This window comes from Janibacter zhaoxuefangae (assembly GCF_050271985.1).
Taxonomy (GTDB): domain Bacteria; phylum Actinomycetota; class Actinomycetes; order Actinomycetales; family Dermatophilaceae.
The window spans coordinates 1,944,148-1,970,555 of record NZ_CP189849.1 but is presented as its reverse complement, the minus strand read 5'-3'; the positions used below and the strand labels follow the sequence as shown (position 1 = coordinate 1,970,555).

Genomic DNA, 26,408 nt, shown 5'->3' with positions numbered 1-26,408 from the left:
GGCCGAGCCGTGCCGCCGCCACCCGACCGCCAGATAGTCTGCGGGGACGCCCGCCCCGCGCCCGCCGCTCGCAGACGCCACACTCGATGAGGAGCACCACGATGTCGTCCCTGACCTACACCCTCGAGCGCCGTACCGACCCGGCCGACGAGGCCACCCGCGAGGGCGTGCTCGCCAACCCCGGCTTCGGCAAGACCTTCACCGACCACATGGTCCTCGCGACGTGGACGAGCGGCGAGGGATGGCACGACGCGAAGGTGATCGCCTTCGGCCCCCTTCAGCTCATGCCGAGCGCCGCGGTCCTGCACTACGCGCAGGAGATCTTCGAGGGGATGAAGGCGTACCGGCACGAGGACGGTTCGATCTGGACCTTCCGCCCCGAGAAGAACGCCCAGCGTTTCGCCCGCAGCGGCCGCCGGCTCGCCCTGCCGGAGCTGCCGGAGGAGGACTTCATCGCCTCGCTCAAGGCGCTCGTCGAGGTCGACCAGGCCTGGGTCCCCGCGGCCGGCACCGGCGAGACCAGCCTCTACCTGCGGCCGTACATGTTCGCCTCGGAGGCGTTCCTCGGCGTGCGTCCCGCGGCCGAGGTCACCTACGGCGTCATCGCCTCACCGGCCGGCGCCTACTTCAGCGGCGGCGTGAAGCCGGTCTCGATCTGGGTCTCCCAGGAGTACGTGCGCGCGGCCCCCGGCGGCACCGGCGCGGCCAAGTGCGGCGGCAACTACGCCGCGAGCCTCGCCGCGCAGACCGAGGCGACCGAGCACGGCTGCGACCAGGTGGTCTTCCTCGACGCGATCGAGCACACCTGGGTCGAGGAGCTCGGCGGGATGAACCTCTTCTTCGTCAAGGCCGACGGCACCGTCGTCACGCCCGAGCTCAACGGCTCGATCCTCGAGGGCGTCACCCGTGACTCGATCATCACGCTGCTGCGCGAGGCCGGCCACGAGGTCACCGAGGCCAAGATCTCCATCGACGAATGGCGCGAGGGCGCCGCGTCCGGCGGGATCACCGAGGTCTTCGCCTGCGGGACGGCTGCCGTCGTCACGCCGGTGGGGACGCTGCGCTGGCCCGACGGTGAGGTGACGATGTCCGGCGGCGAGACCGGCGAGGTCACGTCGAGCATCCGCCAGACCCTCCTCGACATCCAGTACGGCAAGGTCGAGGACGCCCACGGCTGGCTGACCCGTCTCGTCTGAGCGGTCATGACCACCCCGCGCCTCGTCGCCACCGACCTCGACGGGACCCTCCTGCGCAGTGACGGGAGCCTCTCGTCGAGGTCGAGGCGGGCGCTGCGCGCCGTCGAGGCGAAGGGGATCGAGACGGTCCTCGTGACCGCGCGGCCGCCGCGGTGGTTGCACGACCTCGCGGACGTCGTCGGCGGGGCGGGGACGGCGATCTGCGCGAACGGCGCCTTCGTCTATCACGTGGCCTCCCGTGAGGTGCTCGCCTGCACGGCCATCGACGGCGACGTCGTCGCCGAGGTCGTGGCCGACCTTCGTCGGGAGCTGCCGGGGATCGGTTTCGCGGCGGAGCGGATCACCGGGCTGGCGGCCGAGGACGGGTTCGCCGCGCTGCACCAGCACCCCGAGGGGTGGGTGCGGGCCGCGGCGATCGAGGACCTGGCCGAGGCGCCGGGGAAGCTGCTCGCGCGGGCGCCGGCGATGGACGACCTGGCGTTCGTCGAGGCCGTGACGGACATCGTCGGGGACCGGCTCATCGTCGCGTACTCCGGGGCGGGCGGGCTGGCGGAGATGTCGGCGCCAGGGGTGACGAAGGCGGTCGCGCTCGCCGCGCGGTGTGCTGCGCTCGGGATCGACGCGGCTGGGGTGTGGGCCTTCGGGGACATGCCGAACGACCTGCCGATGCTCGAGTGGGCCGGTGTCAGTCACGCCGTCGCGAACGCTCACCCCGACGTGCTGACCGCAGCCGATCGCGTGGTGCCGAGCAACGACGACGACGGCGTCGCCGCCACCCTGGAGCCTCTGCTCGACTCCTGACCGCCCTTCCCCCCACCCGAGTTTGGGACATCAGGTGTCCATTCCTCGGGGCTGTGGCCCCCTTCCGCTCGAGTTTTGGACATCAGGTGTCCATTCCTCGGGGCTGTGGCCCTCTTCCGCTCGAGTTTTGGACATCAGGTGTCCATTCCTCGGGGCTGTGGCCCTCTTCCGCTCGAGTTTTGGACATCAGGTGTCCATTCCTCGGGGCTGTGGCCCCCTTCCGCCCGAGTTTGGGACATCAGGTGTCCATTCCTCGGGGCTGGCGGCCCCCTTTCGCCCGAGTTTGGGACATCAGGTGTCCATTCCTCGCGGCTGTGGCCCTCTTCCGCTCGAGTTTTGGACATCAGGTGTCCATTCCTCGGGGCTGTGGCCCCCTTTCGCCCGGGTTTGGGACATCAGGTGTCCATTCCTCGGGGCTGGGGCCCCCTTCCGCCCGAGTTTGGGACATCAGGTGTCCATTCCTCGCGGGGGTGCCTCTTCGTCCCCTCGAGCGAAGGTGGGGAGACTGGACCCGTGAGAATCCCGGGACTGGCCGTGGCTGCAGGCACCGTCGGTGTCGCCGCGTGGATGGTGCGCGCCGGACGCCCCGTGCCCGAGGCGATCGGCGGCCGCCCGAGCGGTGCACGACTCGACCGGTCGCGCGAGTCGGAGGCCTGGTCCGAGGGCCGATTCCGCAACCAACGCGTGCGCCACGAACCCGCCGGGCGCACCGCCGCAGGCACGGCCAAGCAGCTCGTCGTCGGCCGCGGACTGCGCCACCCCTCCGGGGACGTCCCCATCATCCGGGGCCCCATCGCCCATGCCCCCGACGGCACCCACGTCACCTGGCTCGGGCACTCGAGCGTCCTCGTCCAGGTCGACGGCGTCGGCGTGCTCATCGACCCGGTGTGGAGCGATCGCTGCTCGCCGTCCCAGCAGGTCGGGCCGCGTCGCTGGCACCCGGTGCCCTGCGCCATCGACGAACTCCCGACCGTCCACGCCGTCGTCATCTCGCACGACCACTACGACCACCTCGACATGCACTCCATCAAGGAACTCGCCGCACGGGACGCGCAGACGCGGTTCGTCGTGCCGCTCGGCGTCGGGGCCCACCTGGAGAAGTGGGGCGTCGAGTCCGCCCGCATCGACGAGCTCGACTGGCACGAGGAGGTCGCCGTGGCCGGGGTCCGCCTCGTGGCCACGCCCGCACAGCACTTCTCCGGCCGCGGCCTCGTGCGCGACGCGACGCTCTGGGCCTCGTGGGTCATCGCCGGCCCGACCACCCGGGTGTTCTACTCCGGCGACACGGGCTACTGCGACGCCTTCGCCGAGATCGGGGAGCGGCACGGACCCTTCGACGCGACGCTCATCCAGGTCGGCGCCTACGACGCCGGGTGGCCGCTCGTGCACATGACACCCGAGCAGGGCATCAACACCCATGAGGACGTCCGGGGCGGGCTGCTCGTGCCGCTGCACTGGGCGACCTTCAACCTCGCCTTCCACCCGTGGAGCGAGCCTGTCGAACGCCTCGTCACCGAGGCGGCCCGCCGCGGGGTGAGCACCCACGTGCCGCGCCCGGGCGAGCGAATCGACGTGGCGGCGCCGCCCACCGAGCGGTCCCCCTGGTGGCGCGCGCTGGGCTGAGCGGCTTCTTCGCCAGGCCCGACAGCGCCCACCATGCGGACGGGGGAGGCGCGCGGGGCACTCGGGGGAGCATGGTGGACCCGTGAGTTCCTTCACCGTGGCCACCGCCACCGTCATTATCGACTAGCGCGACGAGAGCACGTCCTCGTCGCGCAGACCTCCCACACCCGGGGGGTCTTTTGTTTGCCCGGTGGCCGCGCACGAGGACCTCCGGACAGCAAAGGTCGCTCAGCCCCACCCCCGGCCGAGCGATGGCTGCGCCAGTCGAGACCTGACCGGAGGATCCCCCCGCCCCGCGGGATGATGGTGTCGACGTCCGCACCCTCATCCCGCGGGACGGACCACCGCCGGACCGGCACCGAGCAGAAGAGAATTCCGATGAGTGACCTGCACGTCTACGACACGACCCTGCGCGACGGCGCCCAGCAGGAGGGGCTCAACCTCTCGGTGACGGACAAGCTCGCGATTGCCGCGCACCTGGACGATCTCGGCGTCGGCTTCATCGAAGGGGGTTGGCCGGGGGCCAACCCCAAGGACACCGAGTTCTTCGCCCGCGCGGCCACCGAGCTCGACCTCAAGAACGCCCAGCTGGCCGCCTTCGGATCGACCCGGCGAGCCCACGGCGTCGCCGCCGACGACCCGCAGGTCCGTGCCCTCCTCGACTCCGGCGCCGGCGTCGTCACCCTCGTCGCCAAGTCCCACACCGGGCACGTCGAGCGCGCGCTGCGGACGACGCTCGAGGAGAACCTCGAGATGATCCGCGACACGGTCGGCTTCCTCACGGGCGAGGGCCGACGGGTCTTCGTCGACGCCGAGCACTTCTTCGACGGCTACCACAGCGCCCGCGACTACGCCCTCGAGGCGATCCGCGCGGCGATGGAGTCGGGGGCCGAACTCGTCGCGCTCTGCGACACCAACGGCGGGATGCTGCCGGGGCAGGTCGCCGACGTCGTGGCCGACGTCCTCGACGCCACCGGGGCGCGCCTGGGCATCCACTGCCACAACGACACGGGCTGCGCCGTCGCCAACTCGATGGCCGCCGTCGACGCTGGCGCGACGCACATCCAGGGCACGGTCAACGGCTACGGCGAGCGCACCGGCAACGCCGACCTCGTCACCGTCGTCGCCAACCTCCAGCTCAAGCAGGGGCTGCCCCTGATCGAGCCCCACCGGCTCGCGGACGCGACCGGCATCGCCCACGCGATCAGCGCGATCACGAACATCACCCCGTACGGTCGCCAGCCCTACGTGGGGGCGAGCGCCTTCGCGCACAAGGCCGGGCTGCACGCCAGCGCCATCAAGGTCGACCCCGACCTCTACCAGCACACCGACCCGACGGTCGTCGGCAACGACATGCGGATGCTCGTGTCCGACATGGCGGGCCGCGCGAGCATCGAGCTCAAGAGCAAGGAGCTGGGCATCGACCTCTCCGGCGACGGGGATGCCCTGGCGACGGTGCTCGCCCGCGTGAAGGAGCTCGAGCAGCAGGGCTGGACGTTCGACGCCGCCGACGCGTCCTTCGAGTTGCTGCTCCGTCGTGAGGTGACGCAGGACCTGCCGAACCACTTCGTCGTCGAGTCCTGGCGGGTCATCACCGACACCCGCGACGGCGGCGAAGGTGCCCTCTCCGAGGCCACGGTCAAGCTGCACGCGGGTGGTCGGCGGTTCGTCGCCACAGGTGAGGGCAACGGGCCCGTCAACGCACTCGACCACGCGCTGCGCGAGGCGCTCGTCGGGGTCTATCCCGAGATCGCCCAGCTCGAGCTCATCGACTACAAGGTGCGCATCCTCGACGCGGCGCACGGCACGGACGCCGTCACGCGCGTGCTCATCGAGACCTCCGACGGGACGACGTCGTGGGAGACCATCGGCGTCGCCGGCAACATCGTCGAGGCGTCCTGGCGGGCCCTGAGCGACGGGATCGTCTATGGGCTGCTCCGGGCCGGTGGCCCCGCACGCTGACGCGGGTCGTATCGTCGCAGGGAGGACACGCCGAAGGTCGCCCGCGGCGGCCGGCGAGGACGGTCGTGAGAGCGATGAGAGAGGACGGAACCGCGATGACGGACTACGGACACGAGCTGGAGTTCGGGGTGTTCGCGAGCCCGGACGCGGCCGACGTGCACGCGACGCTGGAGTTGGCGCAACTCGCGGACGTCGTCGGGCTCGACCTCTTCACCGTGCAGGACCATCCGTACAACGCCAAGCACCTCGACACCCCGACGCTCCTCACCGCGATCGCCGCCCGCACCACCGCGATCCGCGTCGCGTCCAATGTGACCAACCTGCCGCTGCGCACGCCCGTCGGGATCGCCAAGCACATCGCGACGCTCGACGTCATCAGCGGCGGACGGGCCGAGCTGGGACTCGGCACGGGCGCCTTCTGGGACGGCATCGAGGCCGCCGGCGGACCGCGCCGCGAGCCCAAGCAGGCCGTCGACGCTCTCATCGAGGCGATCGCGATCATCCGCAAGACGTGGGGCCAGGGCGAGGACCGCGACGCCCGGTCCGTCGTGCACGAGGGGGAGCACTACCGGGTCAAGGGGATGCACGTCGGGCCGCGCCCCCTCCACGACGTGCAGATCTGGCTCGGCGCCTACAAGCCCCGCATGCTCCGCACGACGGGTCGGCTCGCCGACGGCTGGCTGCCGAGTCTCGGCCCGGTGACCGCGGAGCAGCTGCCGGCCCTCAATGCCCTCGTGGACGAGGGTGCGGCGAGAGCCGGCCGGGCCCCTCAGGCGATCCGCCGCATGCTCAACGTCAGCGGGACCTTCGGGCGTGGTGCGGGGTTCCTCCAGGGCCCGCCCGACGCGTGGGCCGAGCAGCTCGCCGACCTCAGCCTGACGGCCGGGATGTCGACCTACATCCTCATGACCGACGACCCGGACACGCTGCGGAGGTTTGCCGAAGAGGTGGCGCCCGCGGTGCGCGAACGCGTAGCCAGCGAGCGTGCGGCCACCCACCGCGTCGGCGCGTCCACTGCGGCCCCGGCCGACCCGGGATCCGCTGCGGCGCAGGGCACCCCGCAGCTGGGGTCCAGCCCATCACCAGCGGCCGCCCCGCCGCTCGAGGTCGTGCCGACGCCCGACGACGGCACTCGACTCTCGGCCGTCCAGCCGTGGGACGAGGCGACCCGACCGGCGGCACCGACGCCGGCGACCTTCGCCTACTCGGCCGCGCAGCAGGCGGTCCCGCAGCACCTCATCGACGTTCACGACCACCTGCGCCGCGAACTCGACCAGGTCCGCGACATCGTCGACCAGGTGCGGCAGGGGTCGCTCGAGATCGGGGCGGCACGGTCGGTCATCAACACGATGACGATGCGGCAGAACAACTGGACGCTCGGCGCGTACTGCGAGTCCTACTGCCGCGTCGTCACCGGACACCACACGCTCGAGGACCGCAGCATGTTCCCCCACCTGCGCGGAGCCGACCCCGACCTCGCCCCGGTCCTCGACCGTCTCGAGGAGGAGCACCACGTCATCGCGGAGGTCCTCGAGCAGGTCGACCGGGCACTCGTCGGGCTGGTCGGGCACGAGGGCCACGGCGCGGCGGGCCGCGGCGCGCTCGACGAGCTCCAGCGCGCGCTCGACCTGCTGACCGACACCCTGCTGTCGCACCTGGCCTACGAGGAGCGCGAGCTCCTGCACCCGCTGGCACAGCACGGTTTCGGCTGACAGTGCCCCGGTCTCCGGGCGCGGGTGCTGTTGGCCACAGCCGGGAGGCGCGGGGCGGGCTACCGTGGGGTCAGGGCTGATCCCCGATCGACCGGCCATCCAGCCCGCCCCACGGACGCCACACCGCCCGCACCGACCACAGCGAGGATGACGACCCGTGCCACGCATGGCTCCACGGAAGGTCGTGCTCCACAGCCACGAGCTCTCCTACCTCGACAGCGGCACCGGCCCGGTCGTGCTCTTCATCCACGGGATCCTCGGCTCCCAGCGGCAGTGGGCCCACCTCGTCGACAAGATGGACGACCACCACCGGGTGCTGGTGCCCGACCTCTTCGGCCACGGCGAGTCGGCGAAACCGCTGGGGGACTACTCGCTCAGCGCGCACGCCGCGGCCCTGCGTGACCTCCTCGACCATCTCGGCGTCCATCGGGTGACGCTCGTGGGGCACTCGCTCGGGGGCGGCATCGCCATGCAGTTCCTCTACCTCTTCCCCGAGCGTGTCGACCGCCTCGTCCTCGTCGCCAGCGGCGGGCTGGGACGTGAGGTGCACCCCATCCTGCGCTCGGCCACCCTCCCCGGCGCCGAGCAGGTGCTCGGCGTCGTGGCGTCCTCGCCAGTCCTCTCCCGGGTCGGCGCGCTCGGCCGCGGGGCACGGAAGCTCGGGTGGCGCCCCGGCGCGGACACCGACGCGATCTGGCGCGGCTTCACCTCGCTCGGGGACCGCGAGAGCCGACGCGCCTTCCTCGCCACCACCCGCGCCGTCGTCGACCTCGGGGGGCAGAGCATCAGTGCCCACGACCACCTCAAGGCCGTCGTGCCGGTTCCGACGCTGGTGGTGTGGGGATCCAAGGACCGGATGATCCCCGCGTGGCACGCCATCAACGCGCAGCGCTCGGTGTCGGACTGCCGGGTGGAGCTCTTCGACGGAGCGGGGCACTTCCCCCACCTCGACGACCCGGACCGGTTCGCCCGACTGCTCCGCGAGTTCATCGCGAGTGACGCGAGCGACGCGACCGCAGACGAGACGGACTGACGCACCTCGCCCCTCAGGTCTGGGTCCCAGCACCACTGAGGGGGCCGCACCACCCCCGCGAGGGCGTGGCCGGCCCCCTCAGGGGTGGGTGCGCGGTCAGTGCCCGGGAGCCAGCGTGCGCTCGCTCGGCGGCAGGTGACCGAAGCGGTGCTTCGTGCGGCTGATCGCCTGCTCGCGCAGGAAGGTCAGCAGCTCGCGGCGGCCGGTCGCGAGGACCGGGCCCGGGAGCACGTCGACGTCGGTCGCGCCGAGGGCGTCGAGGACGCTCTGGGCGTCGCCGAGGACACGCACGCGCAGGTCGTGCTCACCGGCGATGCGCTTGGCGAAGACGGCCGTGTCCTCCTCGTGCACGCTCACGCCGGCCGCGGAGAGACCGGCCACACCGGTCAGCACCCCGACGGCGGCGGACACCTGGGCGCCGGACCCGGCCAGCGCGGCGGCGGCCAGCAGACGGGCCAGCTCGACCGCCTTCGCGCCGGGCTCGACGCGCAGGGTGACCCGGGGCGCCGGACGGTAACGGAAGACGTTGGCCTCGGCGGAGAGCCCACTGCGGTCGTGCTCGACACCGAACTCCGTGGACCAGGCCGCGGCGTCCGAGCCGAGAGCGGCATCGAGCCACGCGCGCTCGTCGGCGGAGGGCTCCGCGCTCAGGGCGGTCAGCGCAGCCTCGGCGACACCGCGCGCGGCGACGGACGCGTCGGCGCGGAAGGCCGGCAGGCCAGCCGGCGCCCACGAGCCGAGCTGGGCGACGTAGTTGGGGCCGCCCGCCTTCGCACCCGGGCCGATCGAGCTGGCCTTCCAGCCACCGAAGGACTGACGCTCGACGATGGCGCCGGTGATGTGCCGGTTGACGTAGGCGTTGCCGACCTCGACCTTGTCCATCCACGTGGCGATCTCGTCGGTGTCGAGGCTGTGCAGGCCGCCGGTGAGGCCGTAGGCCGTCGCGTTCTGCAGCGTGATGGCCTCGTCGAGGTCCTTGGCGCGCATGAGGCCGAGCACGGGGCCGAAGACCTCGGTCGTGTGGAAGAAGGAGCCCGGGCGCACGCCGTCCTTCAGGCCGGGCGACCACAGGCGGCCGGTGTCGTCGAGCTGCTTCGGCTCGACCAGCCAGGTCTCGCCGGGCTCGAGCGTCGTCAGTGCGCGGCGGAGCTTGCCGTGCGGCTCCTCGATGACCGGGCCCATGGTGGCGCCGAGGTCGATCGGCCAGCCGACGGCGAGGGAGCGGACCGCGTCGATGAGCTGGCGACGGAAGCGGTCGGACGTGCCGACCGAGCCGACGAGGATGCCGAGGGAGGCAGCCGAGCACTTCTGGCCGGCGTGGCCGAAGGCGGACCGCACCAGGTCGGCGACGGCGAGGTCGAGGTCGGCGGCCGGGGTGACGATGAGGGCGTTCTTGCCCGACGTCTCGCCGTAGACGCGCGCGCCACCGGGGCGGCCGGCGCGCCAGCCGGCGAAGAGGGCCGCGGTCTCGCTCGCGCCCGTGAGGACGACGGTGTCGACGTCGGCGTGCGAGATGAGCGCCTGGCCCACCGCCCCTTCGTCGGTGCGGACGACCTGGAGGACGTCGGCCGGGACGCCGGCCTCGTGCAGAGCGGCGACGGCGACCTCGACACAGCCGGGGGTCTGCGGCGCGGGCTTGATGACGACGGCGGAGCCGGCCGCGAGGCCGGCGAGGACGCCACCGATCGGGATGGCGACGGGGAAGTTCCACGGCGGCGTCACGAGCACGACGCGGTCGGGCGTGAAGGTCGCCCCGTCGGCCATCGCGCCGCGGTCGAGCTGCTCGGCCGAGTCGGCGTAGTACCGCGCGAAGTCGACGGCCTCGGAGATCTCCGGGTCGGCCTCGCCGAGGGTCTTGCCGGCCTCGTGGGACATGACCGTCAGCAGGTCACCGCGGTGGGCCTCGAGGGCGCGGGCCGCTTCGCGCAGGATCGCGGCACGCTCGCTCGCCGGGCGCGCGGCCCAGCTGGCACTCGCACCGGCCGCGCGGGCGATGACCTCGTCGACCTCGGCGGGGGAGCCGAGGATCGGGGAGGTGAGCCCGGGTGCGGGACGCTCCAGCGCCTCCTGCGCCCAGACGCGGATGTCCGGCAGCGCCGGGTCGGAGTCCGGGGTGTTGGCGAAGGTGCCGTCGATCGCGGGACGCTCGATCGCGCGGCGCGGGCCGACCGGGGTCGTCGCGATGTCGTCGATGGACCGGCGGAAGCGCTCGAGCTGGTCGGTCATGGCCGGGCCGGGGGCTCCGGCCGTGTCACCGGAGAAGAAGGCGTGCAGGAAGTTCTGCGGCGCGGCGTTCTCCTCGAGGCGACGCACGAGGTAGGAGACGGCCACGTCGAAGTCCTCCGGCGCGACGACCGGGGTGTAGAGGATGACGGTGCCGACGGTGTCGCGGACGGCGCGAGCCTGCGACGGGGACATGCCCTGGAGCATCTCGACGTCCATCGCGGCGGTGACGCCACGCTTCTGCGCGAGCAGGTGGGCGAGTGCGACGTCGTAGAGGTTGTGGCTGGCGATGCCGATCCGCAGGATGCCGGTGAGTTCGGGGCGCAGGGCCCGCTCGAGGCAACGCAGGTAGTTGGCGTCCACGGCCTCCTTCGACGTGTACGGCGCCTGCGCCCAGCCGTGGACCTCGGCCTCGACGGCCTCCATGGCGAGGTTCGCGCCCTTGACGAGGCGGATCTTGATCGGGGCGCCGCCGGCCTCGACACGGTTGCGGGCGAAGGCGATCAGCCGCTCCATCGCGGGCAGCGCGTCGGGCAGGTAGGCCTGCAGGACGATGCCGGCCTCGAGGTTCTTGAACTCCGGCTCGCTGAGCATGGCCGTGAAGACCTCGATGGTGAGGTCGAGGTCCTTGTACTCCTCCATGTCGAGGTTGACGAAGGAGTGCGGGCTCGTCTTGAGCGCGGCGCGGTAGAGCGGGCGGAGACGCTCGAGGCAGCGGCGGACCGTGCCCTCGGTGTCCCACTGGTTGATCTGGCTCACGAGGGAGCTGACCTTGATCGACACGTAGTCGACGTCGTCGCGCTCGAGCAGGGCCTGGGTGCGCGCGGTGCGGGAGGCCGACTCCTCCTCGCCGAGCACGGCTTCACCGAGCAGGTTGATGTTGAGCCGGAAGCCGTCGGCGCGCGAGGCGGCGAGGTGCTTGGCGAGCTTGGGGTCGTTCGCGTCGACGACGAGGTGCCCGACGATCTGGCGCAGGCGGCGGCGGGCGATCGGGACGACGACGTCGGGGGCGATGCGGGAGGCGATGGCGCCGGCGCCGAGCAGGGACCGGTCGATCCGGCCGAGGAAGGAGGCGGCGCTGCCCGAGGTGAGGGCGCTGAGCTCCTTCGCGGCCACCTTCGTGTCCTCGGGGCGGGCCACGCGGTCGACGAAGCGGACGGCGAGGTCGAGGCCGGACGGGTCGCGCAGCAGCGCGGCCAGCTGGCCGGTGGTGGCCTTCTCCTTGCGGGTGGCTCCGGCCTCGGTGGCACGGGCCCACTGGTCCGCGAGGCGTTCGGCCTCGGGGGCGAGGGCGCGCAGCTGCGCGATGGCGTCGGACGGGACGGCGGCGGCGGGGGCGCTCGACATGGGTTCTCCAGTGGACATGAGCAGAAGGTAGGCGCCGATCCGAGTGTGGGGGAATCGGCAGATGTCACGACTACACTGCCAATTCTTCAGACAGATGTCACGAGGCGTCCATGCGCCGGAGCGGAGTCGGTGGTGCCCGAGCTGCAGGAGATCGTCGAGGAGGTCGCTGCCCTGCTCGGCATGTCGACGACGTTGGAGAGTCGACACTTCCGGCTGCTCGCCTTCGCCGCCCAGCCGGAGGCCGCCGACCCGGTCCGACTCGAGACGATCCTGGGCCGCGGGTCCTCGCCGTCGACCCGGGCCTGGTTCGAAGGTTTCGGGATCGCGTCGGCAACCGGGCCGGTCCACATCCCCGCCGACCCCGAGCGTGGACTGCGCGCCCGACTCTGCCTGCCCGCGCGCTCGCGGGGGGTCGTGCACGGCTACATCTGGGCCATCCACGACCTCGGCGGCGAGGTGACGACGGGCCCGAGCGAGGAGGCCGTGGCCGAGGCGATGCTGCTGGCCCGGCAGGCGGGCGAGGCCCTCGCGCGCCGCACACGCAGCCGCCGGGAGACCACTCGGCTCGTCCACGACCTCATCCAGGCTCCGGCCGGTGCGACGGAGGCCCCGGCCCGCGCCCTCGCCGTCGACACCGGGCTGCGCCTCGACCAACCCGTCGTCGCCGCCGTCCTCGGCTCGCCGGACCCGTCCGTCATCCTCGCGCCGGCCGTCTTCGAGACCCCGGGGATCCTGCCCCGGACCGCGGCCGTCGCGGCGGACGGACCCCGCCTGGTCCTCGCGCTCGCCGTGCCGGCTCGTGGGGTGCACGACACCCTTGCCAAGGCGCGCGCCCACGCCCAGCGTCACCTCTCCGACGACGAAGGTCGCCCGGTCGCCGCTCCCCGCGTCGTCGCCGGCGTCGGGGGAGTCCGGCCCGGGTTGGAGGAGCTCCGCGCGAGCTGGGCCGAGGCGACCCAGGCGTGGACGGCGGCGGTCGCGGCCCCGGCCCTGCATGACGTCGCGGACTGGACGACGCTCGGCATCGACCGGCTCCTCGGTGGGTCCGCGGCGACCGAGGTGGTGGCCGCGACCCGCACGCCACCGATCCAGCGGCTGCTCGACGAGGGCGGGGCCGAATTGGTGCGCACGGCGTTGCTCTATCTCGACGCAGCCGGGAGCATGGCGCGCACCGCAGCCGAGCTCGGCCTCCACCGGCAGAGCGTCTATCACCGGCTGCAACGGATCGAAAGCATCACCGGGTTGGATCTCGACTCGGGGCGCGACCGCCTCGAGTTGCATCTGGGCCTGACCATGGCGCGCGCCGTCGGCGCTGGCCCGGACGACGACAGGAGTGGACGACGATGACGGGCCCATGGCTGCTGCGCGGAGGCCGGACCGATGAGGCCGAGCTGCTGAGCGATCTGGCGCTGCGCAGCAAGGCCCACTGGGGCTATGACGACGCCTTCCTCGAGGCTGTGCGGGGCGAACTCACGCTGTCCGGGGCGAGCGCGCTGCGGGCCGTCGTGGCCTCGACCTTCGGGACCGTCGGCGGCTTCCACCTCATCCGCGAGGACCCGGACGGGCCGCTCGATCGCGGATCGCTCGACATGCTCTTCGTCGACCCGGCGTACATCGGCACGGGCCTCGGGGCGGCGCTGTGGGACGACGCCCTCGAGCAGGCCCGGCGCCGCGGGTGGCGGGTGCTGACCATCGACGCCGACCCCGACGCCGAGGGGTTCTACCTCTCGCGCGGGGCGGTGCGGGTCGGGGACGTTCGGAGCGGATCGCTGCCGGGTCGCATCCTGCCGCGCCTCGAGTACTCCCTCAGCTGAGCCGCGGGCGAAGGGGGGAGGCCTGGGGCGCGTTGGAAGCCTCGGGGGAGGCGGCCAGCAGTCGGTCGCACACCTCGATCAGCCGGTGCCGCAACGCATTCGACGCCTCCGTGTGGCCGCGCTGCCGCTCGACGTACTCCGCCTTGCCCTCGGCCGTCTCGATCCGGATCGGCTCGTAGCCGAGCTCGCGCAGGTCGTAGGGCGCCGCGCGCATGTCGAGTTCGCGGATCTCCTTGGCCAGCGCGAAGGCGTCCGCCGTCAGCTCCGACGGCACGGCCGGGGCGAGCTTGAAGGCCCACTTGTAGACGTCCATTCCGGCGTGCAGGCAGCCCGGCTGCTCGAGGTCCACCTGACTCTCGCGGGTCGGCTGCAGGAGATTGAGGGAACGCGCGGGCGGCGTGTAGAAGCGGAACGCGTCGTAGTGACTGCACCGGATCCGGTGGCGCTCGACGACCTCGTCGGTCCCCTTCGCGCCGAGGCGCAACGGCCAGCCGACGTGTCGCACCTCGTCCTCGTCCTGGCCGTAGACCATGGCCCACTCGTGCAGGCCGAAGCAGCCCAGGTGCGCCGGCCGCGACAGGGTCGCCGCGAGGAGGTCACGCACGAAGGTGACCGTGCGGCCCCGCTTCGCCATGAAGGCGGCGACGTCGAGGGAGACCGATCCGTCGTCCGCGCTCGCGTAGTGCGTCCACCTGGCGCGCTCCTCGCCGGCCGCGTCGGCGAGGGCGACGCCCGGCCCGGGGTGCCAACGACGAAGGTGCGCGGGGGAGTGGTGGTAGTACTCGAAGAGGAAATCCTCGACCGGGTGCGATCGCCCCTCTCCGCGGCGCTCGCGGTGCGCGGCCGTCAGGACGTCGACGCGCTCCGCGTGTGCCTGCGCGCGCGTCACCCAGACGTCGCGGGGCAGGGGAGCGGACACCGGACGAAGGGTAGCCGGGGTGCCGGTCAGGGCACGGACCACCAGTCGGGGGTCGCGGCGCGGAAGGTCGCCGGCGCGAGTGCCGAGGCGCCGGCCGGCACCGTCGCGACGACGTCGGGGGCGAGGTGGGCGTGGTTGAGCTCCTCGGTCCGGGACGGCGTGGGCGGGACGCAGCCCAGCGCCACCCCGACGAGGGGCAGGCCGCGCGCCGCGAGCGACTCGAGGGTCAGGGCCGTGTGGTTGAGCGTGCCGAGCCCGCTGCGGGCCACGACGACGAACCCCGTGGCCGCGACCTCGACGAGGGCGTCGGCGAGGTCGCGCAGGTCCTCCCCGGCGTCCGTGAGCTGGACGAGCAGGCCGCCCGCCCCTTCGACGAGGACGTGGTCGTGGCTCGCCGCGAGGTCCTCGATGGTCGCGACGTGCGCGCTCAGCGTCGGCAGTGCGGCGCTCTGCTCCACGGCCGCCTGCCGCGGGGCCATCGGCGCCCGCAGCCGGCATCCCTGCGCCGTGGGCACCCCGGCCAGGCGGGCCACCACGGCCATGTCCTCGGGCATCCCGTCGTCGTCCTGGCCGCCCGGTCCGATGCCGGTCTGGACGGGCTTGTACGCGGCCACGGTGCGACCGGCCGCGGCCAGCGCCGCCGCGAGCGCCGCCGTGACGACGGTCTTGCCGACGCCCGTGTCGGTCCCCGTGACGATGACGATCCGCGGCAGGGTCGCGCGGGCGCTCATGCCGACACCTCGTCGACGACGTCCGCGACGAGGCGGGCGGCGCGCTCGATCTCGGCGCGCGAGAGGTCGGCCCGGGCCGTGATCCGCAGTCGGGACCAGCGGTCGGGCACGCTCGGTGGCCGGAAGCAGCCGACGAGGACGCCGCGCTCGCGCAGGGTCAGGCAGGCCGCGACGGCGACGTCGGGGCTCGCGAGCGGGATCGACTGCACGGCCCCGGCCGCGGGCTCGATCCCGCAGATCGACGCGATCGTCGCGGCGTGGTCGCGCACCCGGGCAGCGATCGCGGGATCGCCGGCGATGATCCGGGCCGCTTCGGCGGCGGCGCCGGCGGCGGCCGGGGCGAGGGCGGTGTCGAAGATGAAGGAGCGCGCCTCGTTCACGAGGTGGTCGCGGACGGCCCGCGAGCAGAGCACGGCGCCGCCCTGGGCGCCGAGGGACTTCGAGAGCGTGGCGGTGACGACGACGTGCGGGGCGCCGGTGAGGCCGACCTCGTGGACGAGCCCGCGACCCTCGCCCGCGACGCCGATGCCGTGCGCCTCGTCGACGACGAGCAACGCGTCGTGGCGGGCGCACACGGCGGCGAGGTCGACGAGCGGCGCCGCATCGCCCAGCACCGAATAGATGGACTCGACCGCGACGACGACGCGGTCGCCGGCCCGCTCGCCGAGCAGGCGGTCGAGATCGCCGACGTCGTTGTGCGCGAAGGTCGCCCACGGCACGCGGGACATCCGCGCCGCGTCGTGGAGGGAGGCGTGTGCGTGCTCGTCGAGCAGGATCTGCGCGCCCCGCCCCGCCATGGCCGTGACGACACCGAGGTTGGCGGCGTAGCCCGTGGCGAAGGCGAGCGCACTCGGCTGCCCGGTGAGGTCGCAGAGGGCGGACTCCAACTCGCGATGGACGGTCAGCGTCCCGGTGACGAGCCGCGAGGCCGCCGCCGATGCCCCGAACCCGTCGAGCGCGCGGTGGGCCGCGGCCACGACGCGCGGGTCCTGCGAGAGCCCGAGGTAGTCGTTCGAGGCCAGGTCGAGGACGTCCCCGCCCCGACCGTGCCGGAGCACCGGATCGGCCCGGACGGTGCCGCGTTCGGTCCGCAGCGCGGACCGCCCGGCCAGCCACGCATCCCACTGACTCATCCGTGCACCTCCGCGACGGCCCCGACGATGGCCGCGCCGATCGCGGTGACGTCCTCGTCGGAGGTGATGTAGGGCGGCATGGTGTAGACGAGGTCGCGGAAGGGGCGCACCCACACCCCGCGCTCGAGGGCCGCGGCGCTGACCGCGGCGACGTCCACGGGTCCGTGCAGTTGGACGACGCCGACGGCGCCCAGCGTGCGGACGTCCCGGACACCGGCGAGCTCGGCGGCGGGGGCGAGGTGCGTGGCGAGGCCGCGGCCGACGCGGGCGACCTTCGCGCTCCACGTGTCGCCGAGCAGGTCGAGCGATGCGGCGGCGACGGCGCACGCGAGCGGGTTGGCCATGAAGGTCGGCCCGTGCAGCAGGGCACGGAACGTCGAGCGTGAGATGACGTCACCGACGGCCCGGGTCGTGAGGACGGCGGCGAGTGTCAGGTAGCCGCCGGTCAGGGCCTTGCCGACGCAGACCACGTCGGGCGCGATGCCGGCCCATTCGCTCGCGAAGAGGCGTCCCGTGCGCCCGAAGCCCGTGGCGATCTCATCGACGATGAGCAGCAGCCCGAGGTCGTCCGCGACCTCGCGCATCGTGACGAGGCAGTCCGGGTGGTAGACGTGCATCCCGCCGGCGCCCTGGAGGACCGGCTCGACGACGATCGCCGCGAGTTCGTCGGCGTGCGCCGTGGCGAGCTCCCGGAAGTCCGCGGTCCACGCCGCCAGGGCGGCCTCGTCCACGTCCCAACGCTCACCGCCGCCGCCGTCGGGCACGAGGCGTGCCGCGGGCGGGCGGGGCGCGAAGACGTGCGTGGCCACGACGCCGGGGAAGGCGGCGTGCATGCCGTCGACGGGATCACACACGCTCATCGCGGCGAAGGTGTCGCCGTGGTAGCCGCCACGCACGGTGAGGAACCGTTGGCGGCGGCCACGCCCCTTCGCCGCCTGGTACTGGAGCGCGAGCTTGAGCGCGACCTCGACCGACACCGAACCGGAGTCGGCGAAGAAGGCGTGCGCCATCGAGCCGGGGGCGAGGGAGATCAGGCGCTCGGCGAGGTCGACCGCGGGTGCGTGGGTGAGGCCGCCGAACATGACGTGGGCGAACCGGTCGATCTGCGCGTGGGCGGCGGCGTCGAGGTCCGGGTGGCGGTAGCCGTGGACCGCGCACCACCACGAGGCCATGGCGTCGATCGCCTCGTGCGTGCGCCCGTCCGCGTCGGTCAGGGTGAGCCGGACGCCGTCGGCGGCCGTGACCGCGCGGGGGGCCGGCCCGTCGAGGGGGGCGTAGGGATGCCAGAGGAGGCCGCCGTCGCGGGCGACGATCCCCTCGATGGTCGACGCGACGGACTCAGGCATTTGCGGGGACGTCGGTGCCCGCGCCGCGACGGCGGATGGCCGGGTCGGCGCCGACGCGCTCGCCCTGCTGCGTGCCCTGCTGCGTGCCAGCCAGGGGAGCCTCCTCGCCGCCGAGCACGACGAACCCGTTGTCGCGGATGAGCGCCAGGTCGGCCTGCGCGTCCTGTCCCTCGGAGGTGAGGTAGTCGCCGAGGAAGATCGAGTTGGCGACGTGCAGCGCCAGCCCCTGCAGGGAACGCAGGTGCATCTCCCGGCCACCGGCGATCCGCACCTCGCGGTCGGGGCAGACGAAGCGGGCCATGGCGAGGATCCGCAGGCACCGTCCCGGAGTCAGGTCCCACGTGCCCTCGAGCGGCGTCCCGTCGAAGGGCATGAGGAAGTTGACGGGGATCGAGTCCGACTCGAGGTCCCGGAGCGCGAAGAGGGCCTCGACGAGCTGCTCGTCGCTCTCGCCGAGTCCGGCGATGAGACCGGAGCACGGGGAGAGGCCGGCGGTCTTCGCCTTCGTCACGGTGTCGACGCGGTCGGCGTAGGTGTGGCTCGTGACGATCGCGTCGTGGTGGGACTCCGCCGTGTTGATGTTGTGGTTGTAGGCGTCGACGCCCGCCTCCCGCAGTCGCTCCGCCTGGCCGTCCTTGAGCAGTCCCAGGCACGCGCACACCTCGACCGTGGGGTGTTCGTCCTTGAGGGCGCCGACGAGTCCGGCGACGCGCTCGACGTCGCGGTCCGTGGGGCCGCGACCGCTCGAGACGAGGCACACACGGCTGGCGCCCCCGCGCAGTCCGGCCGCGGCCTGCTCGATGGCCTCGTCGGTCTTGAGCCACGTGTACTTCAGGATGTCCGCCGTCGAGCCGAGCCGCTGGCTGCAGTAGCCGCAGTCCTCGGGGCACAGGCCCGACTTGAGGTTGACGAGGTAGTTGACCTTGACCGTGTTGCCGAAGTGCGCGCGGCGCAGGCGACCCGCCGCCGCGGCGAGCTCGAGCAGTTCCTCGTCGCTGGAGCGCAGGATCGCCAGCGCGTCCTGCTCCGTGACGGGGGTGCCGGCCAGGACGGCGTCGGCCAGGGTGGCGAAGGGGGTGCTCACAGGGTCTCCAGACGGTCGGGGCGATGCGGGCCGGGCAGTGCGGCTTGAACGGTGTTCAGGTGCGCGTCCCGCACAGTATGGCCGGGTGGGTACGCTCGCTGTCAACGACCACGACGCGGACTCGGAAGGGGGCCCACGGTGTCCCTGACCCGGGAGGACGTCGTCGACGCGGCGCTGAGCCTGCTGCGCACCTTCGGCCTCGGCGACCTGTCCATGCGGCGCCTCGCGCGCGAGCTCGGCGTCCAGCCCGGCGCGCTCTACTGGCACGTGGCCAGCAAGCAGGCGTTGCTCGTCGAGGTCGCCTCGCGCCTCCTCGAGCCCACCCGGGCACCGGCGGCGCAGGGCCTGACCCCGGAGGACGCACTCGTCGAGGCCGCCACGGGTGTCCGGCGGGCGCTGCTCGGGGTGCCCGACGGATCGGACGTCGTCGCCCTCGCCTGGGCCGTTGACCCGGCGGCCGTGCCCGCGCTGACGGACCTCGCCGCGCTCGTCGAGGCGGTGACGGGGCCGGGGGAGCGGCACGCCGCAGCCACCCACCTCCTGCTCCACCACGTCCTGGGGTCCGTCACTGCCGACCAGACCCGCGAGCGGGCCGCCGCCATCGACCCGGCCCGACCGGCGCCCGAGGCCGCCGCGGCGGAGGCGACCTTCGCGTCCGGCCTCGCCCTCATCCTCCGGGGGATCGGCGTCGACGCCGAGACCGTGGCCTAGGCTCGACCCGTGCGCATTGCGAGATATACGACAGGGGACGAGCCGGTCTATGGGCTCGTCGACGGAGCCGGCGAGAAGATCGCGGAGGTCAGCGGAGACCCGCTCTACCAACGCATCGAGCTGACCGGCAACACCGCGCGGATGGACGAGGTGCGGCTGCTCGCGCCCGTCATCCCGCGCAGCAAGGTCATCGGGATCGGTCGCAACTACGCCGACCACGCGGCGGAACTCGGCAACGAGGTGCCCGAGAGCCCGCTGATGTTCCTCATCCCCAACACCGCCGTCATCGGCCCGAACGACCCGGTGGTCATCCCCGCCGTCGCGACCGAGGTGTCCTACGAGGGCGAGCTCGCCGTCGTCATCGGTCGGATGTGCAAGGACATCGAGCCCGAGGAGGCGAAGAAGGTCATCTTCGGCTACACCTGCGCCAACGACGTGACGGCCCGCAACCTCCAGAAGTCCGACGGACAGTGGGCCCGCGCGAAGGGGATGGACGGCTTCTGCCCCCTCGGCCCGTGGATCGAGACGGACCTCGACCCGTCCGCGTGCCGGATCACCACGCGCCTCGACGGCGAGGTCGTCCAGGACGGCCACACGTCGGACATGATCACGGGCGTGGCCGAGCTCATCTCTTTCGTCTCCAAGGCCTTCACGTTGCTGCCGGGCGACGTCATCCTCACCGGCACGCCTGCCGGGGTCGGCCCGGTCACCGCCGGCCAGCGGGTCGAGGTCGAGATCGACGCGATCGGCACCTTGGCCAACCCCTTCACCGCCGCGGACTGAGTCCGCAGCGGCGGGCGGACGCCGGGGCAGGGCTACGATCGGGGCATCATGAGCACCTCGCCCGACGCCCTGCCCTCGTCCGCCCCCGCCACGACCCCGGTCCCCGTCGAGGGGGCGCCGCGACTGCGTGTCGCGCCGTCGCCCACCGGCGACCCGCACGTCGGCACGGCCTACATGGCCCTCTTCAACCTGGCCTACGCGCGTCAGCAGGGCGGCCAGTTCCTGCTGCGCATCGAGGACACCGACCGGGCGCGCTTCAACGCGAGCAGTGAGCAGCAGCTCTACGACACGCTGTCCTGGCTGGGTCTCACGTGGGACGAGGGCCCGGACGTGGGCGGCCCCTTCGCGCCCTACCGGCAGAGCGAGCGGCTCGACACCTACCGGCCCTACGTCGAGCGGCTCCTGGCCGACGGCCACGCCTATCACTGCTGGTGCTCCTCGGAGCGCCTCGCCGAGATGCGTGACAAGCAGCAGAAGCTCAAGCAGCCCACGGGCTACGACCGCCTCTGCCACGGCAAGACGCAGGAGGAGCGCGCGCAGCTGCCGGGCTACTCCGAGACGCCCGTCGTGCGCATGTTCATCCCCGAGGACGCACCGATCGTCTTCGACGACGTCATCCGCGGCAAGGTCACCGCGCCGCGCCCCGATGACCAGGTCATCCTCAAGGCCGACGGCTTCCCGACGTACCACCTCGCCGTCGTCGTCGACGACCACGAGATGGGCGTGACCCACGTCGTGCGCGGCGAGGAGTGGATCAGCTCCACGCCCAAGCACGTCCTGCTCTACCAGTGGCTCGGCCTCACGCCGCCCGCCTTCGCGCACATGCCGTTGCTGCGCAACACGGACAAGTCGAAGATCTCCAAGCGCAAGAACCCGGCCGCGCGCCTGACGTGGTTCCAGGAGCAGGGCTACCTGCCCGAGGCGCTCGTCAACTTCCTCGCGCTGCTGGCCTACCCGCCGATGACCGCGGAGGACGGCAGCGACCGCGAGAAGTTCACCTTCGCCGAGTTCTCCGAGCACTTCGCCTGGTCGAAGGTCAACCCCGTCGGCCCCATCTTCGACCTCAAGAAGCTGGACTGGCTCAACGGTCTCTACCTGCGCGACCTCGAGCTCGGTGACTTCACCTCGCGGCTGCTGCCCTTCCTCGAGCGCGAAGGGGTCCTCTCGGGCAACCCGACGCTCGGGGAACTCGGTCGGCTCAAGGACGTCGCCGAGCTCATCCAGACCCGGATCGCGCTGCTCTCCGAGGCGCCCGCGCTCGTCAAGCCCTTCTACGTCGCGGACGGCGACCTCGTCATCGACGAGGACGCCCGGGCGCAGCTGAAGGAGAACGCGGGCGAGGTTCTCGACGCCGCCATCACGGCCCTCGAGGGGATCGACAAGGGGACCGGCTCGCTGCCGCCCAATGACGGTGACTTCAAGGCGGTCACGATCGAGGCGCGCCTGCGCGAGGCCATCGTCGAGGGGCTCGAGATCAAGCCGCGGCTCGCCTTCGGGCCGCTGCGCACGGCCGTCTCCGGCGCGCGCATCTCGCCGCCCCTCTTCGAGTCCATGGAGATCCTCGGCAAGGACTCGACGCTCGCTCGACTGCGTCGCCTGCGCGCCGAGATCTGACCCGAGATCCGACCCGAGATCCGACCCTCGAAGGGGGCCCCGCACGGGCCCCCTTCGGGAGGATTTGGGACCACGCCGGAGCGTGCCGTAGTATCTCTCTTCGGTTCACCCCGCAGAAGGCCCTCGGGCGCGCTCGGAGTGAATACCCTTGGGGTATGGTGTAATTGGCAACACAACGGTTTCTGGTTCCGTCATTCTAGGTTCGAGTCCTGGTACCCCAGCGCTGACATCGGTGCGCTTCACGCCCACCGATGGATTCGGAGAAATGGCCCGGACCGGGTATCGTTCCTCCGGTTGTCGAGGAGGGTTTCATCCCCTCCTGAGCAGCACATCTGGCCCCGTTGTGTAGTGGCCTAGCACGCCGCCCTCTCAAGGCGGTAGCGCGGGTTCGAATCCCGTCGGGGCTACCAGATGCAGACCCCCGCTCCTCGTGAGCGGGGGTTTTCTGTTGTCCCGAGGCCCAGTAATGGACACCTGATGTCCCAAACTCGGGCGAAGGGGGCCGGGTGCCCCGAGGAAGGGACACCTGATGTCCCAAACTCGGCCGAAGGGGGCCGCCGGCCCCGAGGAAGGGACACCTGATGTCCCAAACTCGACCGAAGGGGGCCGCCGGCCCCGAGGAAGGGACACCTGATGTCCCAAACTCGGCCGAAGGGGGCCGCCAGCCCCGAGGAAGGGACACCTGATGTCCCAAAACTCGGCCGAAGGGGGCCGCCAGCCCCGAGGAAGGGACACCTGATGTCCCAAACTCGGCCGAAGGGGGCCGGGTGCCCCGAGGAAGGGACACCTGATGTCCCAAACTCGACCGAAGGGGGCCGCCGGCCCCGAGGAAGGGACACCTGATGTCCCAAACTCGACCGAAGGGGGCTGCCAGTCCCGAGGAAGGGACACCTGATGTCCCAAACTCGGCCGACGGGGAGCGTGCCCCACGTCGCGGGCGCGGACTGGCATGCTGGCGCCCGACCCGACCGACGACGAAGGAGCCCCGTGAGCGACACCGGCGAGGAGACACGCGCCTCCATCGGATGGCTCGGCTGGGCGCGGGTGATCGCGATGGTCGGGGTGATCTGCATCCACGTCGTCGGCTCCAACGCCGTCATCGCGCGCGAGCAGCCGGGCCTGGACGCCACGGGCCTGACGGCCACCCTCATCGACTTCGGCTTCCGCTGGGCCGCACCCCTCTTCGTCATGGCGAGCGGCGTGACGCTGCTCAGCGCGAAGCACTATCCGGGCGACCGGGAGTTCTACGGCCGGCGCGCGTCCCGCCTGCTTCCGCCGCTGATCTTCTGGCACGTCGTCTACGCGCTGATCCTCTACTTCTTCAAGAACCAGCCGAACCCGGTCAGCATCATGGCGCGCATCCTGGACGGCACCCTCGTCGCGCAGCTCTACTTCTTCTGGATCATCCTCGGGCTCACCCTCATCACGCCGGTGCTGCTGCCATGGGTGCAGCAGGCGACGCTGCGTCAGGAGCTCGCCGTCGGTGCCGGACTCACCGCGGCCGCGATCCTCGGCACGATGATCTCGGGGCAGGGGAGTGCCGCGGCCGAAGGTGGCCGCTGGGAGCAGACCGCGGCGACGTACTGGATCCCCTACCTCGGCTACTTCCTCCTGGGGCACGCGCTCAGTCGGATCCGACTGACCCACTTCCGCGGGGTCGTCGCCACGGTCCTGGCGTTGCTCGGGACGGCCGTCCTCGTGACCCAATGGCTCTATCCGTGGCCGTGGCGGCACGCGGAGGAGCTCGCTCCGGCGGAGTCGTACTTCCACCCGGCCGTGCCGCTGGTGACGTGTGCCGTCTTCATCGCGGCCCGCTGGTTGATCAGCGAGGACGGCTGGCTTGCCCCGCTCGACCATCCGAAGGGGGCCGACCTCGGCCGCCGGCTCGGACAGGCGTCGATGGGCGCCTTCGGCGTGCACCTGATCGTCCTCGACTTCGCCCGCTGGGTCCCGCCGATCGGCGGCGACGCGGCCTCGGCCGACGTGCCGCAGATGCTCGGCCGGATCGCCGTCGTCACCGTGCTGTCCTTCGCCTTCGCGCTCGTCGCGGGGAAGGTGCCCGGCCTGCGCCGCGTGGTGTGACCCCCGCGGTCAGATCGTGTTCTGTGCCTCCTGCTGAGCGGCGTGCCGCTCCAGCACCTCGGTCAGCTTGTTGGCGCCGGCGATCACGGTCGCGGCGTGCAGGCGTCCCGGCTGACGGGAGAGTCGCTCGATGGGGCCGGAGATGGAGACGGCGGCGATGACCCGACCGGACGGGGAGCGGACCGGCGCCGAGACGGAGGCAACGCCGGCCTCGCGCTCTCCGACACTCTGCGCCCAGCCGCGCCGGCGCACCCCGGAGAGGGTCGTGGCGGTGAAGCTCGCACCTTGGAGCCCGCGGTGGAGCCGATCGGGCTCCTCCCACGCGAGCAGCACCTGGGCGGCGGAGCCGGCGTGCATCGAGAGCGTCGCGCCGATCGGGATGGAGTCGCGCAGGCCGACGGGACGCTCGGCGGCGGACACGCAGACGCGCTGCTCACCCTGACGGCGGAAGAGCTGCGCCGACTCGTTCGTGTGGTCGCGCAGGGCGCCGAGGACGGGCCCGGCCGCGGCGAGCAGACGGTCCTCACCCGCGGCCGCCGCGAGCTCACCGAGACGCGGACCGAGGACGAAGCGTCCCTGCATGTCGCGTGCAACGAGGCGGTGGTGCTCGAGGGCGACGGCAAGGCGATGCGCCGTCGGTCGGGCCAGCCCGGTGGCCGCCACGAGTTGCGCGAGGGTCGAGGGGCCTGCCTCCAGAGCACCCAAAACGACGGCGGCCTTGTCAAGGACGCCAACTCCACTACCGTTGTCCATGCACTGATACTGCCGTCTCATTCGATGAGACGCAAGTCCGGACCTCCCAAGCCCGCATGACACTGGTCCGGTCAGCCAGTCGCGCCCGGCCCCCGGGTGCCGATCCGACGGAACGATGAAGGTGGATGAGATGGCCGGGACCTTGGCCGAGAAGGTGTGGGAGTCGCACGTCGTGCGTCAGGCGGAAGGGGAGCCCGACCTCCTCTACATCGACCTGCACCTGCTTCACGAGGTGACCAGCCCCCAGGCCTTCGAGGGCCTGCGGATGGCGGGACGCCCCGTCCGTCGCCCGGACCTCACGCTGGCGACCGAGGACCACAACGTGCCGACGACGCCGGGCCCGATCACGGACCTGACGAGCCGCACCCAGGTCGAGACCCTCCGCAGCAACTGCGCCGAGTTCGGTGTCCGCCTCTTCCCGATGGGTGACGTCGACCAGGGCATCGTCCACGTCGTCGGACCGCAGCTCGGCCTCACCCAGCCCGGCATGACCATCGTCTGCGGCGACAGCCACACCTCGACGCACGGGGCCTTCGGCGCCCTCGCCTTCGGCATCGGCACGTCCGAGGTCGAGCACGTGCTCGCCACCCAGACCCTCCCGCTCAAGCCCTTCCGCACCATGGCGATCAACGTCGAGGGCGAGCTCACCGAAGGCGTCACGGCCAAGGACATCATCCTCGCCGTCATCGCCAAGATCGGGACGGGCGGCGGTCAGGGCTACGTCCTCGAATATCGCGGCTCCGCGATCCGCGCCCTCTCGATGGAGGCGCGCATGACGGTCTGCAACATGTCGATCGAGGCTGGCGCGCGCGCCGGAATGATCGCCCCCGACGACGTCACCTTCGAGTACGTCCGCGGCCGCGAGCACGCCCCCACCGGCGCCGACTGGGACGCGGCCGTCGCGGCGTGGCGCGAGCTGCGCACCGACGACGACGCGACCTTCGACGCCGTGGTGGACATCGACGCGAGCCAGCTGACCCCCTTCGTCACCTGGGGCACCAACCCCGGACAGGGCTCGCCGCTGGGCGACGCCGTGCCCGACCCGGAGCTCATGCCCGACGAGAACGACAAGGCCAACGCCCGTCGCGCCCTCGAGTACATGGGCCTCACCGCCGGCACCCCGCTGCGCGAGATCGCCGTCGACACCGTCTTCGTCGGCTCGTGCACCAACGGCCGGATCGAGGACCTGCGCGCTGCCGCGGAGGTGCTCAAGGGCCGGAAGGTCGCCGACGGCGTCCGCCTGCTCGTCGTGCCCGGCTCGGCGAAGGTGCGCCTCCAGGCCGAGGCCGAGGGCCTCGACGCCGTCTTCGAGGACGCCGGGGCCGAGTGGCGCCTGGCCGGCTGCTCCATGTGTCTGGGCATGAACCCCGATCAGCTCGCCCCGGGGGAGCGCGCGGCCTCGACGTCCAACCGCAACTTCGAGGGTCGGCAGGGCAAGGGCGGACGCACGCACCTCGTCAGCCCGCTCGTCGCCGCCGCCACCGCCGTGCGCGGCACCCTGTCCAGCCCCGCAGACCTCGACGCCTGAGCGTCCGTCGACC

General features: G+C 72.3%; 20 protein-coding genes and 2 tRNA genes. 15 read left to right on the top strand and 7 right to left on the bottom strand.

The window, feature by feature from the left end; translation table 11 throughout:
- The first annotated feature begins 101 nt into the window (after window positions 1-101).
- From ACQBAS_RS09280 to ACQBAS_RS09255, 6 genes are all read left to right on the top strand, one after another.
- Entirely contained in the window at window positions 102-1,196 is a 1,095-nt protein-coding gene (locus tag ACQBAS_RS09280; RefSeq protein ID WP_427383512.1) for a branched-chain amino acid aminotransferase, read from the top strand.
- A gap of 6 nt (window positions 1,197-1,202) precedes the next feature.
- On the top strand, window positions 1,203-1,997 hold the full coding sequence (locus tag ACQBAS_RS09275) for an HAD family hydrolase (RefSeq protein WP_427383511.1): 795 nt from the start codon (window positions 1,203-1,205) through the stop codon (window positions 1,995-1,997).
- Between the two features lie 513 nt (window positions 1,998-2,510).
- On the top strand, window positions 2,511-3,620 hold the full coding sequence (locus ACQBAS_RS09270; protein ID WP_427383510.1) for an MBL fold metallo-hydrolase: 1,110 nt from the start codon (window positions 2,511-2,513) through the stop codon (window positions 3,618-3,620).
- A 378-nt stretch (window positions 3,621-3,998) separates the two neighbouring features.
- Window positions 3,999-5,582 carry a citramalate synthase gene (gene cimA / locus ACQBAS_RS09265; RefSeq protein ID WP_427383509.1) on the top strand — a complete coding sequence of 528 codons (1,584 nt, stop codon included), beginning with the start codon at window positions 3,999-4,001 and terminating at the stop codon, window positions 5,580-5,582.
- A gap of 95 nt (window positions 5,583-5,677) precedes the next feature.
- The gene (locus ACQBAS_RS09260; RefSeq protein ID WP_427383508.1) at window positions 5,678-7,294 is read left to right on the top strand and encodes an LLM class flavin-dependent oxidoreductase; all 1,617 of its coding nucleotides are present in this window, start codon (window positions 5,678-5,680) and stop codon (window positions 7,292-7,294) included.
- Between the two features lie 166 nt (window positions 7,295-7,460).
- Entirely contained in the window at window positions 7,461-8,327 is an 867-nt protein-coding gene (locus ACQBAS_RS09255) for an alpha/beta fold hydrolase (protein WP_427385614.1), read from the top strand.
- Between the two features lie 96 nt (window positions 8,328-8,423).
- Here ACQBAS_RS09255 and ACQBAS_RS09250 read toward each other — a convergent pair whose 3' ends face one another.
- Window positions 8,424-11,915, bottom strand: a complete 3,492-nt coding sequence (locus ACQBAS_RS09250; protein WP_427383507.1) for a bifunctional proline dehydrogenase/L-glutamate gamma-semialdehyde dehydrogenase — start codon at window positions 11,913-11,915, stop codon at window positions 8,424-8,426.
- 114 nt (window positions 11,916-12,029) lie between these two features.
- Between ACQBAS_RS09250 and ACQBAS_RS09245 the strand changes: the two genes are divergently transcribed.
- Together ACQBAS_RS09245 and ACQBAS_RS09240 are read left to right on the top strand one after the other, a co-directional pair.
- Window positions 12,030-13,244 carry a PucR family transcriptional regulator gene (locus ACQBAS_RS09245; RefSeq protein WP_427383506.1) on the top strand — a complete coding sequence of 405 codons (1,215 nt, stop codon included), beginning with the start codon at window positions 12,030-12,032 and terminating at the stop codon, window positions 13,242-13,244.
- Complete coding sequence (locus ACQBAS_RS09240; RefSeq protein ID WP_427383505.1) at window positions 13,241-13,711, top strand: GNAT family N-acetyltransferase; 471 nt, start codon at window positions 13,241-13,243, stop codon at window positions 13,709-13,711. Before ACQBAS_RS09245 ends, ACQBAS_RS09240 begins: the two co-directional genes overlap by 4 nt.
- On the opposite strand, the gene ACQBAS_RS09235 is transcribed toward ACQBAS_RS09240, so the two are convergent.
- From ACQBAS_RS09235 to bioB, 5 genes are read right to left on the bottom strand one after another with little or no spacing between them, the layout of a single operon-like run.
- The gene (locus ACQBAS_RS09235) at window positions 13,704-14,630 is read right to left on the bottom strand and encodes a 3-methyladenine DNA glycosylase (RefSeq protein ID WP_427383504.1); all 927 of its coding nucleotides are present in this window, start codon (window positions 14,628-14,630) and stop codon (window positions 13,704-13,706) included. The genes ACQBAS_RS09240 and ACQBAS_RS09235 overlap by 8 nt on opposite strands.
- Window positions 14,631-14,656: 26 nt before the next feature.
- Entirely contained in the window at window positions 14,657-15,361 is a 705-nt protein-coding gene (gene bioD, locus ACQBAS_RS09230) for a dethiobiotin synthase (protein ID WP_427383503.1), read from the bottom strand.
- A complete protein-coding gene (locus ACQBAS_RS09225) occupies window positions 15,358-16,494 on the bottom strand; it encodes an 8-amino-7-oxononanoate synthase (protein WP_427383502.1) in 1,137 nt (378 codons plus the stop codon). The genes bioD and ACQBAS_RS09225 overlap by 4 nt, the downstream gene beginning before the upstream one ends.
- Window positions 16,491-17,840 (bottom strand): adenosylmethionine--8-amino-7-oxononanoate transaminase, encoded by a 1,350-nt coding sequence (gene bioA, locus ACQBAS_RS09220; protein WP_427383501.1) that lies wholly within the window; start codon window positions 17,838-17,840, stop codon window positions 16,491-16,493. Before bioA ends, ACQBAS_RS09225 begins: the two co-directional genes overlap by 4 nt.
- Window positions 17,833-18,924: a biotin synthase BioB gene (bioB, locus tag ACQBAS_RS09215; RefSeq protein ID WP_427383500.1), complete on the bottom strand. Its 1,092-nt coding sequence runs from the start codon at window positions 18,922-18,924 to the stop codon at window positions 17,833-17,835. The genes bioA and bioB overlap by 8 nt, the downstream gene beginning before the upstream one ends.
- Before the next feature lie 138 nt (window positions 18,925-19,062).
- On the opposite strand from bioB, the gene ACQBAS_RS09210 reads away from it, so the two are divergent.
- The 6 genes from ACQBAS_RS09210 (at window position 19,063) to ACQBAS_RS09185 (ending at window position 24,114) form a co-directional block, all read left to right on the top strand.
- A complete protein-coding gene (locus ACQBAS_RS09210) occupies window positions 19,063-19,635 on the top strand; it encodes a TetR family transcriptional regulator (RefSeq protein WP_427383499.1) in 573 nt (190 codons plus the stop codon).
- Between the two features lie 9 nt (window positions 19,636-19,644).
- A complete protein-coding gene (locus ACQBAS_RS09205; protein WP_427383498.1) occupies window positions 19,645-20,418 on the top strand; it encodes a fumarylacetoacetate hydrolase family protein in 774 nt (257 codons plus the stop codon).
- A 174-nt stretch (window positions 20,419-20,592) separates the two neighbouring features.
- Window positions 20,593-22,032 (top strand): glutamate--tRNA ligase, encoded by a 1,440-nt coding sequence (gltX, locus tag ACQBAS_RS09200; protein WP_427385613.1) that lies wholly within the window; start codon window positions 20,593-20,595, stop codon window positions 22,030-22,032.
- 149 nt (window positions 22,033-22,181) lie between these two features.
- Window positions 22,182-22,253: transfer RNA gene (locus ACQBAS_RS09195), tRNA-Gln, on the top strand.
- Window positions 22,254-22,366: 113 nt separating this feature from the next.
- Window positions 22,367-22,442, top strand: a tRNA-Glu gene (locus ACQBAS_RS09190).
- A gap of 577 nt (window positions 22,443-23,019) precedes the next feature.
- Window positions 23,020-24,114, top strand: coding sequence for an acyltransferase (locus ACQBAS_RS09185; protein ID WP_427383497.1), 1,095 nt, complete (start codon window positions 23,020-23,022; stop codon window positions 24,112-24,114).
- A gap of 9 nt (window positions 24,115-24,123) precedes the next feature.
- Here the strand turns inward: ACQBAS_RS09185 and ACQBAS_RS09180 are convergent, their stop codons facing one another.
- Complete coding sequence (locus ACQBAS_RS09180) at window positions 24,124-24,867, bottom strand: IclR family transcriptional regulator (RefSeq protein ID WP_427383496.1); 744 nt, start codon at window positions 24,865-24,867, stop codon at window positions 24,124-24,126.
- Between the two features lie 130 nt (window positions 24,868-24,997).
- Between ACQBAS_RS09180 and leuC the strand changes: the two genes are divergently transcribed.
- Window positions 24,998-26,395, top strand: coding sequence for a 3-isopropylmalate dehydratase large subunit (gene leuC / locus ACQBAS_RS09175; RefSeq protein WP_427383495.1), 1,398 nt, complete (start codon window positions 24,998-25,000; stop codon window positions 26,393-26,395).
- The last annotated feature ends 13 nt before the right edge of the window (window positions 26,396-26,408 follow it).

What these genes read in the sequence shown, in the direction of transcription:
- ACQBAS_RS09280 (WP_427383512.1), top strand. Translation starts at nt 102, where the DNA reads ATGTCGTCCCTGACCTACACCCTCGAGCGCCGTACCGACCCGGCCGAC.
- ACQBAS_RS09275 (WP_427383511.1), top strand. Translation starts at nt 1,203, where the DNA reads ATGACCACCCCGCGCCTCGTCGCCACCGACCTCGACGGGACCCTCCTG.
- cimA (WP_427383509.1), top strand. Translation starts at nt 3,999, where the DNA reads ATGAGTGACCTGCACGTCTACGACACGACCCTGCGCGACGGCGCCCAG.
- ACQBAS_RS09260 (WP_427383508.1), top strand. Translation starts at nt 5,678, where the DNA reads ATGACGGACTACGGACACGAGCTGGAGTTCGGGGTGTTCGCGAGCCCG.
- ACQBAS_RS09255 (WP_427385614.1), top strand. Translation starts at nt 7,461, where the DNA reads ATGGCTCCACGGAAGGTCGTGCTCCACAGCCACGAGCTCTCCTACCTC.
- ACQBAS_RS09250 (WP_427383507.1), bottom strand. Translation starts at nt 11,915, where the DNA reads ATGTCCACTGGAGAACCCATGTCGAGCGCCCCCGCCGCCGCCGTCCCG.
- ACQBAS_RS09240 (WP_427383505.1), top strand. Translation starts at nt 13,241, where the DNA reads ATGACGGGCCCATGGCTGCTGCGCGGAGGCCGGACCGATGAGGCCGAG.
- bioD (WP_427383503.1), bottom strand. Translation starts at nt 15,361, where the DNA reads ATGAGCGCCCGCGCGACCCTGCCGCGGATCGTCATCGTCACGGGGACC.
- ACQBAS_RS09225 (WP_427383502.1), bottom strand. Translation starts at nt 16,494, where the DNA reads ATGAGTCAGTGGGATGCGTGGCTGGCCGGGCGGTCCGCGCTGCGGACC.
- bioA (WP_427383501.1), bottom strand. Translation starts at nt 17,840, where the DNA reads ATGCCTGAGTCCGTCGCGTCGACCATCGAGGGGATCGTCGCCCGCGAC.
- gltX (WP_427385613.1), top strand. Translation starts at nt 20,593, where the DNA reads ATGGCCCTCTTCAACCTGGCCTACGCGCGTCAGCAGGGCGGCCAGTTC.
- ACQBAS_RS09180 (WP_427383496.1), bottom strand. Translation starts at nt 24,867, where the DNA reads ATGGACAACGGTAGTGGAGTTGGCGTCCTTGACAAGGCCGCCGTCGTT.
- leuC (WP_427383495.1), top strand. Translation starts at nt 24,998, where the DNA reads ATGGCCGGGACCTTGGCCGAGAAGGTGTGGGAGTCGCACGTCGTGCGT.